Genomic DNA, 12,268 nt, shown 5'->3' with positions numbered 1-12,268 from the left:
TCACCCGCCGCGCGCACGGGGTGCGCGGTGCTCCCTCCGATCAGAAAGGTTCGTTCATGCGCAAGTCCACCGTGGGTTGTTTCGATCGTTCCATGCGCGCACCGCTGTGCGCGGTGATGCTCAGCGTCGTGCTGGCGGCCTGCGGCAAGGACGCACCGCCGCCCGCGCCCGCGCCTGAGGCGGCCACCGCACCGGCTGCCAGCCCGCCGGCGCCGGCCACCGGTACTGCTGCACCTGCGGCGGCGAGCGCCGCGGTGCCCAATCCGGCCGCCGGGCCTGCGCCGGATCCGGCCACGCCGCCCGCAGCGCCGGCCACCGTGGTGCCGATCCCGAAGGGGCCGGAGGTCAAGGTCACGCCCGAGCTGATCGCCGAGGGCAAGAAGATCTATTTCTCCGCCGGCTGCAATGCCTGCCATGGCGGCACCGGTGGCGGCGGCATGTGCCCGCCGTTGACCAACGACATCTGGGTGTATGGCAGCGACGACGACACCTTGCGTACGCTGATCAGCGAAGGCACCGCCGCGATGATCACCCACGGCAAGACGCGGGTCGGGCATGAAAAGGTGGTCGGGCAGATGCCGCCGTTCGCGCCGGTGCTCAAGCCGGGCGACACCGAAAAACTGCTTGCCTTCATCCATTCGATCAACAAGACCGCGGGCAAGGCGCAATGAGGCCAGCGCCGGCCGGTTGGCAGTGCATCCTTGCAGCAACTGCGCTGGGCGCGCTGCTGGTCTTGGCCGGTTGCCGTCGCGATGCGGAGCTGCCGGCGTCCAACGCGGCGCCGGCGGCAGCGATGCCCGCAACGAAGGCCGCGGCGCCGGTGCCCGCAACGCGGCCGGTATTTGCCTATGTGCCCAACCAGCGCAGCGGCACGGTGTCGGTGATCGATACGCACACCGACACGGTGGTGCGTACGCTCAGTGCGCGGGGGCAACTGGGCAAGCGTCTGCAGCAGGTATTGCCGGGCCCGCAGGGGCATCTGTACCTGATCGATGCCGAGCATCACCGCCTGATCGAACTCGATACCGACAACGACGCGGTGCTGCGCAGCGTGGAGATCGGCGAGAACGCCGAAGGCATTGCGCTGTCGCCGGACGGCAAGCAGTTTGCGGTGTGTGTGGAAGGCCAGAACCAGGTGATGTTGATCGATGCGGCGCAGTTCAGCGTGCAACAGGTGATCGCCACGCGCGGGCAGGCACCCGAGCACTGCGCCTACACGCCGGACGGGCAGTGGCTGCTCACCAGCAACGAGGGCTCCAACGACATGGACATGATCGAGCTGGCCACCGGTCGCTCGCGCGGCGTGGTCGCCACCAGCGGCCATCCGCGCGGTATGGCGTTTGCACCCGACGGGTACAGCGTCTACATCGCGCAGGAGACCGCCAACGTGGTCGACGTGATCGACCTGCAGACGCGTCGACGCCGCGCCAGCCTGCCGGCCGGCGTGCGCACGGCCGGCGTGGCGTTGTCTGCCGACGGCACGCGGCTGTATGCGTCCAACGGCGGTGCCGGCACGCTCAGCGTGATCGATACCAACACTGCGCGCAGTCTCGCCGAGATTGCGGTGGGGCTGCGGCCGTGGAATCCGGCACTGACCCCGGCCGGCGACAAGCTGTATGTCGCCAACGGGCGCTCGAACACGGTCAGCGTGATCGACACCGTCGCATTGCGCGAGATCAAACAGATCCCCGTCGGCGAACTGCCGTGGGGCGTGGTCATCGCGCGCTGAGCGGCGGGCATGCCGCAGCGCGCCAGGGAGGCCGGATGAAGACACGCGCTGCGGTGGCATGGGGTCCGCACCAGCCGCTGACCATCGAAGAGGTGGACCTGCAGCCGCCGCGGCCCGGCGAGGTGCTGGTGCGCCTGGTCGCCACCGGGATCTGCCATGGCGATGCGCATGCATTGGCGCATGCGCAGGCGGGCAGCTTCCCGGTGATCCTGGGTCAGGAAGGCGCGGGCATCGTCGAGGCGGTCGGTATCGGCGTCACCAGCGTGCAGCCCGGCGATCACGTCATCCCGCTGTACATGCCCGAATGCGGCGTGTGCAAGTTCTGCCGCTCCGGCCGCACCAACCTGTGCCAGGCGATCCGCAGCAGCCAGGAGCGCGGGCTGATGCCCGATGGCAGCAGCCGGTTCTCGTTGCACGGCCGGCCGATCCTGCACCACATGGGCATCAGCACGTTTTCCGAATACACCGTGGTGCCGGAGATCGCGGTCGCGCGGATCCAGCCGGAGGCAGCGCTGGATCAGGTCTGCCTGCTCGGCTGCACGGTCACCACCGGCGTCGGTGCGGTGCTCAACAGCACGCATGTGCGGCCCGGCGACTGCGTGGCGGTGTTCGGCCTGGGCGGCATCGGCTTGTCGGTGGTGCAGGGCGCGGTACTGGCGCAGGCCGGGCGCATCATCGCGGTGGATATCGACCCGGCCAAGTTCGCGCTGGCGCGCGCGTTGGGCGCCACCGATTGCCTGGATCCGCGCGACTACGGCGCACCGATCCAGCAGGTGATCGTGGACCTCACCGATGGCGGCGCCGACCACAGCTTCGAATGCGTGGGCGATGTCGGCGCGATGCGCGCGGCGCTGGAGTGCTGCCACAAGGGCTGGGGCGAGAGCGTCATCCTCGGCGTGGCCGACGACGCGCAGGAAATCAGCACGCGCCCGTTTCAATTGGTGACCGGGCGGGTGTGGCGCGGCAGCGCCTTCGGTGGAGTGAAAGGGCGCAGCGAATTGCCCGGCTATGTCGCGCGCTATCTGCGCGGCGACATCCGGCTTGCGCCGTTGATCACCCGCACGCTGGCGCTGGACGACATCAATCAGGCGCTGGCGGACTTGCGTGCGGCGCGCGGCATCAAATCGATCGTGCTCTATTGAGGAGACGCAGATGGCAGCAGGCACACGCAGCACGGCAAGGTTGCACCATCACGCACTGGCAGGCGCCTGCGCCAGCGCCTTGCTCGCAAGCAGCGCGCTGGCAGTGGCGGCCGATGCGCCGCAGGTGACCTGGCTGGACCGCATCGAGGTCACCGCCACGCCGATCCCCGGCACCACCATCGATGCGGCGCAACTGCCGTACATGGTGCAATCGGCCACCAACAGCGAGCTGTCGCGCGCGCGCAGCAACAACCTCGGCGATCTGTTGCAGCGGCGCTTCGTCGGCGTGGATGGCAACGATGTGCAGGGCAGCGCGTTCCAGAACGACCTCACCTTCCACGGGTTTCGCGCCTCCGCCTTGCCCGGCGCCTCGCAAGGCGTGTCGGTGTATCTGGACGGCGTGCGTTTCAACGAACCATTCGCCGACATCGTCAGCTGGGACATGCTGCCCGAGTCGGCAATCAATGCAGTGACCCTGATGCCCGGCTCCAATCCCTTGTTCGGGCCGAACACGCTCGGTGGCGCGGTGGTGTTGTCTACCGCATCAGGCCTCACCTCACCAGGAGTGCAGGGCGAGCTGAGCATCGGCAGCGGTGCGCGCAAGCGCCTGGATGCCAGTTACGGTCTCGCCAGCCAGGACGGCTGGCATGGCTTCGTCGCGGTGACCGGTTTCGACGAGAACGGCTGGCGCGATGCCTCCGAGGGCCGCCTGGGCACCGTGTTCGGCAAGGTCGGCAAGCAGGGCGAGCAGACCGACTGGAGCCTGTCGGTGCTGCACGGGCGCAGCCGCCTGATCGGCAATGGCCTGCTGCCGGATACGCGCTACACCGACGATGGCCCCGAGCCCGGCCTGTATCGCGCCGACCGCCGCGCGGTGTACACCTCGCCCGATCTCACCCGCAATCGCAATACGCTGTTCACCGCGCAACTGGACCATCGCTTTGATGCGGACACCGCATTGCATGCACTGGCCTACGCGCGCGTGGGCCGCCGCGACACCGTCAATGGCGATATCGGCGAGGACTACGAAGAATTCGTCGAAGAATGCGCCTCCGGCTACGCCGCCGACGGCAGCGCGCTGGATGCCGATTGCGATGTCGCGCGCGCCGATGCCGATGCATTGCCCACCGGCGCGCTCAACACCACCCAGATGCGCCAGGAGGCGCAAGGTCTGGCAGTCAACCTGAGCAGTCAGTGGGGTGCGCATGCGCTCAGCACCGGCGTCACCTTCGATCGTGGTCACGTGCGCTATCAGCAATTCGCCCGCGACGGCTGGGTGCAACCGGACCGCTCGGTCGCTGCCGATCCGGATGCCGAGCGCGCGTTCTTTTCCGGCGTGCGCGGCAGCACCAAGACGCTGGGCGTGTTCGTCGCCGACACCTGGGCGCTGGACGCTGCCACCCATCTCAGTGCCGCAGTGCGCTGGAATCGCGTGGTGGTGGACAACATCCTTTCCACCGCCGACGACGGCGACCGCCCACGCGAGCGCTTCGTCTATGCCAAGGCCAATCCGTCCCTGGGTCTGACCCATCGGCTCGATTCGGGGCTGACGTTGTACGGCTCGGTCGCGCAAAACAGCCGCGCACCGACCGCGATCGAACTGGGTTGCGCCGATCCCACCCAGCCGTGTCGGTTGCCGACCGGCCTGCAGGCCGACCCGCGCCTGGAGCAGATCGTCTCCCGCACGTACGAGCTCGGCGCGCGCTGGGCGCCGTCGGCCAACAGCAACGCCAGCCTGTCGGTGTACCGCGCCGACAATCGCGACGACATTTTGTTCCTGCGTGCACCGGACACCCAGCTGGGTTACTTCGACAACGTCGGCCGCACCCGCTACCAGGGCGCGGATCTGGCGCTGCGTCTGCGCAGCGGCGACTGGCAATGGTCGGCCGGCTACAGCTTCCTGGATGCGACCTACCGCAGCAATGGCGAGCTGCTGTCCGGCGAGCGCGTGATCGCCTTGCGTCCAGGCCTGCGCATCGCCGCATTGCCGCGCCACAACCTCAAGCTCGGCGTGGAATGGCAGCACGATGCGCTGACCCTGGGCGCCGGGGTGCGTGCGGTGTCCGGGCGCGTGGCCAGCGGCAACGAGGATGGCCAGGTCGACAATGCCGACGACGACGAGCCCGCACCCGAGCGCATCGACATCGGCACCGCCGGCTACGCGCTGGTGGATCTGCAGGCGCGTTGGCAACTGGGCGCGCGGCTGTCGCTGTTCGCCCGCATCGACAACGTCTTCAACCGCCGCTACGCGACCTACGCGGCCGTGGCCGAAGACGTGTTCCCCGATGGCGAACTCGCGCGTCCGCAGGATGCGCCGGTGGAAACCGGCCCGGCAAGGTTCCTCGCGCCGGGTGTGCCGCGGCAGTATCTGATCGGGTTGCGTTGGGCGTTATGAGGCTGGGGATTCGGGATTGGAGATTAGGGATTCGCAAGGCGCAAAGTGCAATCGCCAGTCGCCCGCAGCGTTATCTGGATGGTGCCGAGCTGCGCTAGTCGAGGGTGCGGTGTCCTCACCGCTCGCGGGACACGCCGTAAACCCATCCCTGGGGGCTCGGTGGCGGCATCCATGCCGCCACACGGTCCCGCAAGCGGTGAGGACACCGCACCAGACAGTTGATTGGTTGCCTTGTTTAAAACCATGCACACCGACCATCTTGACTGGCCCTTGCCCGCCCACCGTCGCGGGACCTTACGCGGCATGGATGCCGCGTAAGAGCGTACAAGGACGTACTTGCGGCGTGTCCTGCGATGGTGGGCGGGCAAGGGCCCTGCAACCAATCTCGCAGCCAAGCCCCAAATCATCCGCTCCACAATCGCGGCATCGACACGTGGTGCATGCCGCACCAAACAACAGCGGCACCCACCTGATGGTCAAGAAGTGCTCTTGATAAATCGCTCCAAATACCAGCGCCAAGACCCCGCCTTGGCTCTAACGAATCCCCAATTCCGAATCCCAAATCCCCGCCCTCCAATCACCCGGTATCCAGGCCATGCTTGCGCAGCTTGCGATACAGCGTGTTGCGACTGATGCCCAGGGCATCGGCGGTGCGGCTGACATTCCAGCGGTGGCGTTCGAGTTGTTGCTGCAGCACCAGGCGTTCGGCCTGGTCGAGTGCGACGCGGCCGGGCATGTCGTCGGCGGCCACCGCGCCGCCATCGACCAGGCACGGTGCGCTGCCGGCATCGACGATTTCCTGCGGCAGATTCGGCAGGCGGATCACTCCGTCGCTGCACAATACCGCCGCCGTGCGCAGCACATTACGCAACTGGCGCAGGTTGCCCGGCCATGCGTAGCTCAGCAGCTTGTGCATCGCTTCCTCGCTGATGCGCACGCTGTGCTCGCTGGTTTCCTCGCGCAGCAGCGTGCGAATCAGCTCGGCCTTGTCGCTGCGCTCGCGCAGCGGTGGCAGGTGCAGCACCACGCCATTGAGCCGGTAATACAAATCCTCGCGAAACTCGCCGGCCGCCACCCGCTGCGCCAGATCGCGATGGCTGGCGCTGATCACGTGCAGCTCCAGCGGCACTGCGCGTTCGCTGCCCAGCGGGGTGACGCATTGTTCTTCCAGCACGCGTAGCAGGCGGCTCTGCAAGGGCAGCGGCATGTCGCCGATTTCATCCAGAAACAGGGTGCCTCCGCTGGCCTGCAGCAATTTGCCATGGCGGCCTTCGCGCGCGGCATCGGTGAACGCGCCGCGCGCATACCCAAACAATTCGCTCTCGATCAATGCCTCGGGAATTGCCGCGCAGTTGATCGCCACGAACGCGCCGCCAGCCCACGGCGAGCCGCGGTGCACCGCCTTGGCGAATTCCTCCTTGCCGGTGCCGGTGTCGCCGCACAGCAGAATCGACACCCGATGCGCAGCCAGCTTCAAGGCATTGGCCAGGTTGTGGCGCATGCGCGAATCCGAGCCGACATGCTCACCGGGTTGCAGCTCGGTATCCGGTGCCAGCTGCGCCGGCCCACCCACCGCCGGCAGCGCAGCGCGCGCGCGCGGCGGGCGCACCAGTGCGTAGAACCGCCGCCCATGGCAGGCGCAGCGGATCGACCACAAGGTGCCGGCATCGCTGCCGGCGCGATGCTCGAGGGTGTCGAAATCCAGCTGCATCACCTGCGCGATGTTGCGGCCCACCAGCTGGCTGCGATCGATCTTGCCCAGTTGCTCCAGCACCGCCTCGTTGACTGCCAGCACGCGGCCATCGGTATCGATCGCGATCAGTGCCTCGTGCAGCAGGCCGGCGAACTCGGGCCGGCTATGGAAGCGCAGGATGAAGGCATGGCCGAACTGGTTGAGGAAATGCGAGCGCGAGATCTGCGCCGCCGACATGCTCACCAGGGCCACGGTGTGGCGCTGGATCTGCTTGCCGTCCTGCGCGTTGGGGGTGGACGCATCCAGCACCGCCAGCAGCCCGCCATGCGGGTCCAGGATCGGCGCGCCGCTGCACGACAGCGGCAGATGGCGGGTCAGGTAATGTTCGCCGCGGTGCACGCTGACTGCGGTGCGTTCGGCGGCGCAGGTGCCCAGGCCGTTGGTGCCCTGGTGACACTCGGCCCAGCTGGCGCCGCAGAACAGACCGGCCTGGCGGAATTCGCGCAGCAGGGTCGGGTCGTGCACGCTGTGCAGCACGGTCGCCTCGGCATCGGCAAAGATCACGGCGTAGCCGCTGCCGGCGATCTGCTCGTAGAGGTTTTCCATCTCCACCTTGGCAATGCGCAGCACATCGCCCAGACGTTGCTGGCGCTCGCGCACGTGCAGCGCATCGTGCACCAGCGGCTCGGGGGCTGCCTCGGGCAACAACGCGTAATCGTCCAGGCAGCGCCGCCACGAGCGCGACAGTGGTGCGGCAAGCGGCGCGATGTCGCGCAACCGGCGGATCTGCCGGAGCGCATCCGGTTCGATCTCCGGCAGGGCGATGGACGTGGCGGCGACAACGCTTGGCTCGGACATGGGCCAGCGTTCCTCAGTGAGCGCGAAGCGTCAGTAGAGGCACAGATCGGGCCGATGCTCAAACTGCATTGCAGCAATTGCGGTGCCGACGCGCCCCTTTCCTGCGGGAGCGGGGGTGCGGTGAGGGGGCGGTGCGAAGCGTCGTGCTGTTCACACTGCACTGGGCTTCGTCCGTTCCCTCATCCGCCCTGTGGGGCACCTGCTCCCGAGGGGAGAAGGGCACAGCGCTGATCAGCGGTGGTGCCGCGTCAGAGCGCGTAGCCGAACTGCTGCTTGAACTGGTCGTTGAACTCGGCAAAGTCGAACCGCTGGTTCTGCGTGCCCGGGTGCTCCACCTTCAGCGCGCCCATCAGGTTGCCCATCCGCCCGATCGTCAGCCAGTCGTAGCCGCCCTGGATGCCGTAGATCAGGCCGGCGCGGAAGGCGTCACCGCAGCCGGTCGGGTCGACCACGCGGCGCTCGTGCGCCGGCGGGATGTCGTAGGTCTTTTCCGGCGTATGCACCAGTGCGCCCTTGGGGCCCTGCGTGGTGATGTAGGCCTGCACGCGCGAGACGATGTCCTTCTCGTCCCAGCCGGTGCGTTCCTGCAGCAGGTTGGATTCGTAGTCGTTGACCACCACGTACTGGGCCTGCTCGATGAACTGGCGCAGTTCCGGGCCGTTGAACAAGGGCATCGCCTGGCCGGGGTCGAAGATGAAGGGGATGCCGGCGGCAGCGAACTCTTCCGCATTCTGGATCATGCCCTCGCGCCCATCCGGGCCGACCAGGCCCAGGGTCACGCCCGGCACATCCTTCACGTGGTTCTCGTAGCTGCGCATCATCGCGCCCGGATGGAAGGCGGTGATCTGGTTGTTGTCGTGGTCGGTGGTGATGAAGGCCTGCGGGGTGAACAGGTCGTCGATGATCTTCACCCGCGACAGGTCGATCCCCAGCGTTTCGAAGTGTTCGCGGTACGGGCCGAAGTCCTGGCCCACGGTGCCCATCGGGATCGGCGCGCCGCCGAGCAGATGCAGGTTGTAGGCGATATTGCCGGCGCAACCGCCGAACTCGCGGCGCATGCGCGGGACCAGGAACGACACATTCAGGATGTGCACCTTGTCCGGCAGGATGTGGTTCTTGAACTGGTCCGGAAACACCATGATGGTGTCGTAGGCGAGGGAACCACAGATCAGTGCGGACATCGAGTCAGGCCTTTGCGTTGGGAAATACCCGCCAGTTGCCGGGCATGGCAGCGGGACGGCGCGCGCGCCGCGGCGCAAAGGGTAACGGCTGCGACCGATCAGGGCCACAACCGCATGCCATGCCCGGCGTGACCGGCACATGAAAACGACGCCGAAACGGCCGATTTTTCCTTGCCCGCACCGGGGGGGATTGCTAGGCTAGTGGACTTCGTTTTCTGCCCAAAATTTCGCCAGTCTGGCGGCGGGCACGCGACTTACCCAGGAACAACTCCCTCGATGTTCAAGAAACTCCGCGGCATGTTCTCCAACGACCTGTCCATCGACCTGGGCACGGCCAATACGCTGATATACGTACGCGGGCAGGGCATCGTACTGAACGAACCTTCGGTGGTGGCGGTGCGTCAGGACCGCGCAATCGGCGGCACGCGCTCGGTGGCCGCCGTCGGCGCCGAGGCCAAGCAGATGCTCGGCCGCACCCCGGGTCACATCACCACGATCCGCCCGATGAAGGACGGCGTCATCGCCGACTTCACCTACACCGAGGCAATGCTGAAGCACTTCATCAAGAAGGTGCACAAGTCGCGCTTCCTGCGCCCGAGCCCGCGCGTGCTGGTGTGCGTGCCGGCCGGTTCCACCCAGGTCGAGCGCCGCGCCATCAAGGAATCGGCGGAAGAAGCCGGTGCGCGCGATGTGTATCTGATCGAGGAACCCATGGCCGCGGCGATCGGTGCCGGCATGCCGGTGACCGAGGCGCGCGGTTCGATGGTCATCGACATCGGCGGCGGCACCACCGAAGTGGCGGTCATCTCGCTCAACGGCATCGTCTACTCGCAGTCGGTGCGCGTGGGCGGCGACCGCTTCGACGAGTCGATCACCAACTACGTGCGCCGCAACCACGGCATGCTGATCGGCGAAGCCACCGCCGAGCGCATCAAGCTGCAGATCGGCTGCGCCTACCCGCAGGACGAGGTGCAGGAGATGGAAATCTCCGGCCGCAATCTTGCCGAAGGCGTGCCGAAGATGATCAAGATCAACTCCAACGAAGTGCTCGAGGCATTGCACGAGCCGCTGTCGGGCATCGTCTCGGCGGTCAAGCTGGCGCTGGAACAGACCCCGCCGGAACTGTGTGCCGACGTGGCCGAGCGCGGCATCGTGCTCACCGGCGGCGGCGCACTGCTGCGCGACCTAGACCGCCTGATCTCCGAAGAAACCGGCCTGCACGTACAGGTCGCCGACGACCCGCTGACCTGCGTGGCCCGCGGTGGCGGTCGCGCGCTGGAGCTGGTGGACATGCACGGCAACGAGTTCTTCGCGCCGGAGTGAAGCGTTCGGGATTGGGGAGTCGGCATTCGGGATTCGCAAAAGCGGTTCCGGCCCACGGCCCGGTAGGACTGCTCCGCAGTTCCGCGAGTTCACGTTTTAGCCGCATCCGTATCGGGGGCAGCCAACCGCTCCCCGAATCCCCAATTCCGAATCTCCAATCCCGGCCCTGACAGTGCCCTCCTACGCCGGTCCTCCCGTCGCCTCCCGTCCGGGCGAAGTCACCTCCACGCTGCGGCTGCTGGTCTATCTGGTGCTGGCGATCGTGCTGATCGCGCTCGATAGCCGGGGGGGCTGGCTGAGCCAGGTACGTCTGCAGGCCAACCTGCTGATCCAGCCGATCTGGGCGGTGGCCGGGTTGCCGGGGCGGATCGGCTCGCAGGTGCGCGACAACGCCGCCACCCATGCGCAGCTGGTGGAAGAAACCCGCACCCTGCGCAATCAGTTGCTGGTAGCCAATGCGCGCCTGACCCGGCTGCAGACCGCTGCGCTGGACAATGCGCAGCTGCGCGAACTGCTCAACGTCGCCGAGCGCCGCGGGCTGGACGTGCAGCTGGCGCCGATCCTGGATATCGACCTGGACCCGACCCGGCAGCGCCTGCTGTTGGACGCCGGCAGCCGCGATGGCGTGCTGCTGGGCCAGGCGGTGATCGATGCCGGCGGGCTGATGGGCCAGGTGATCGAAGTGACCCCGCTGCATTCGACCGTGCTGCTGCTGACCGACCCCGACCACGCGGTGCCGGTCAGCGTGGCGCGCAACGGCGTGCGCCTGATCGTCTACGGCCGCGGCGACCGGCTGGAACTGCGCGACATCCCGCTCAGTGCCGGCGTGCAGGTGGGCGACGAAATCGTCACCTCCGGCCTCGGTGGCCGCTTCCCGGCCGGCTTCCCGGTCGGCAAGGTCTCCGAACTGCACCCGGACGACACCCACGCCTTCCTGGTCGGCGAACTGACCCCGGCCGCCAAGCTTGATCGCGGCCGCGATGTGCTGCTGCTGCGCGCCGGCAAGCCATTGCGGGTGGTGCCTGGGGCCGGGATTGGGGATTCGGGAGTTGGGATTGGTAACAGCAACAGCAACAGCAACAGCAACAGCAACGGCAACGGCAACAGCAACGGCGTAGCGGCGGCGGCCGGCGCGCCGGTGACTGCAACACCGCGCACGTCTGCGGGCGGTGTTTCCAACGCAGCGACTGATACCGCGCGCCCGACGGCCGCCGCGGCATCGGGCACCGGTACCTCGGCGCCTACCCAGTCCGCAGCGACACCTGCCGCGCCCGGCGCGCAGCCGTCCAGTGCGCCAGCGTCCGGCCGCCCGGCCAGCATGCCCGCCCGCCGTCCCGCATCGACCGCATCCAACGGCCCGAATCCCGATTCCCGTTCGTCCCCGCCACAGGGCGCTGCTTCCAGCCAATCCCCAATCCCCACTCCCCAATCCCGTCCGGCTCCGCAGGAGACGGACCAATGACCCGCATGCGCAACACCTGGATCCTGCCGGCGAGCATCGTCATCGCGCTGGTGCTGGGCCTGCTGCCGCTGCCGGTGGTGGTGCAGCCGCTGCGTCCGTACTGGCTGGCGCTGGTGCTGGCGTACTGGGTGATCGAGGAGCCGGACCGGGTCGGGCTGGGCATCGCCTTCGTGGCCGGCGTGCTGGCCGACCTGCTGTATGGCGGGCTGCTCGGCGAGCAGGCGCTGCGGCTGGTGATCATGACCTTCATCCTGCAGCGCTTCCGCGCGCGGATGCGCTTCTTCCCGGTCTCGCAGCAGGCGCTGGCGATCGGCGGGCTGCTGCTCAACGACCGCATCGTCTCCTCGGCCGTGCATCTGGCGGTGGGCGAGCCGACCCTGCCGTGGAGCTACTGGTGGGCGCCGCTGCTGGGCATGGCGCTATGGCCGCCGCTGTTCGTGTTGCTGGATGCGGTGCGGCTGGGCAAGCGGAGCAAGAAGTAAGCC

The 12,268-nt window shown here is 67.7% G+C and carries 9 protein-coding genes; 7 read left to right on the top strand and 2 right to left on the bottom strand.

Annotation, left to right across the window (positions count from 1 at the left end; translation table 11 throughout):
* Positions 1-20: 20 nt before the first annotated feature.
* The 4 genes from DYQ94_RS08320 to DYQ94_RS08305 are packed head-to-tail and all read left to right on the top strand — an operon-like array spanning position 21 to position 5,266.
* Positions 21-671, top strand: a complete 651-nt coding sequence (locus DYQ94_RS08320; RefSeq protein WP_047126076.1) for a c-type cytochrome — start codon at positions 21-23, stop codon at positions 669-671.
* Positions 668-1,729, top strand: a complete 1,062-nt coding sequence (locus DYQ94_RS08315; protein ID WP_126965492.1) for a beta-propeller fold lactonase family protein — start codon at positions 668-670, stop codon at positions 1,727-1,729. Before DYQ94_RS08320 ends, DYQ94_RS08315 begins: the two co-directional genes overlap by 4 nt.
* A 35-nt stretch (positions 1,730-1,764) precedes the next feature.
* A complete protein-coding gene (locus DYQ94_RS08310) occupies positions 1,765-2,871 on the top strand; it encodes an S-(hydroxymethyl)glutathione dehydrogenase/class III alcohol dehydrogenase (RefSeq protein WP_126965491.1) in 1,107 nt (368 codons plus the stop codon).
* 10 nt (positions 2,872-2,881) lie between these two features.
* Positions 2,882-5,266 carry a TonB-dependent receptor gene (locus DYQ94_RS08305; RefSeq protein ID WP_126965490.1) on the top strand — a complete coding sequence of 795 codons (2,385 nt, stop codon included), beginning with the start codon at positions 2,882-2,884 and terminating at the stop codon, positions 5,264-5,266.
* Positions 5,267-5,843: 577 nt separating this feature from the next.
* Here the strand turns inward: DYQ94_RS08305 and DYQ94_RS08300 are convergent.
* Positions 5,844-7,817, bottom strand: a complete 1,974-nt coding sequence (locus DYQ94_RS08300) for a sigma-54-dependent Fis family transcriptional regulator (protein ID WP_065032118.1) — start codon at positions 7,815-7,817, stop codon at positions 5,844-5,846.
* A gap of 248 nt (positions 7,818-8,065) precedes the next feature.
* Entirely contained in the window at positions 8,066-8,998 is a 933-nt protein-coding gene (locus DYQ94_RS08295; protein ID WP_003482735.1) for a carbohydrate kinase family protein, read from the bottom strand.
* 276 nt (positions 8,999-9,274) lie between these two features.
* Here DYQ94_RS08295 and DYQ94_RS08290 point away from each other — a divergent pair, with 276 nt between their 5' ends.
* The 3 genes from DYQ94_RS08290 (at position 9,275) to mreD (ending at position 12,265) form a co-directional block, all read left to right on the top strand.
* Entirely contained in the window at positions 9,275-10,321 is a 1,047-nt protein-coding gene (locus DYQ94_RS08290; protein WP_003482734.1) for a rod shape-determining protein, read from the top strand.
* A 172-nt stretch (positions 10,322-10,493) separates the two neighbouring features.
* A complete protein-coding gene (gene mreC / locus DYQ94_RS08285; RefSeq protein WP_160955231.1) occupies positions 10,494-11,783 on the top strand; it encodes a rod shape-determining protein MreC in 1,290 nt (429 codons plus the stop codon).
* Positions 11,780-12,265: a rod shape-determining protein MreD gene (gene mreD / locus DYQ94_RS08280; protein ID WP_016900812.1), complete on the top strand. Its 486-nt coding sequence runs from the start codon at positions 11,780-11,782 to the stop codon at positions 12,263-12,265. The genes mreC and mreD overlap by 4 nt, the downstream gene beginning before the upstream one ends.
* The last annotated feature ends 3 nt before the right edge of the window (positions 12,266-12,268 follow it).

The sequence above is a fragment of the Xanthomonas sp. LMG 8993 genome (assembly GCF_009835065.2).
GTDB classification, from domain to species: Bacteria; Pseudomonadota; Gammaproteobacteria; order Xanthomonadales; family Xanthomonadaceae; genus Xanthomonas; species Xanthomonas arboricola.
This window is presented reverse-complemented; position numbering and strand designations above follow the sequence as displayed.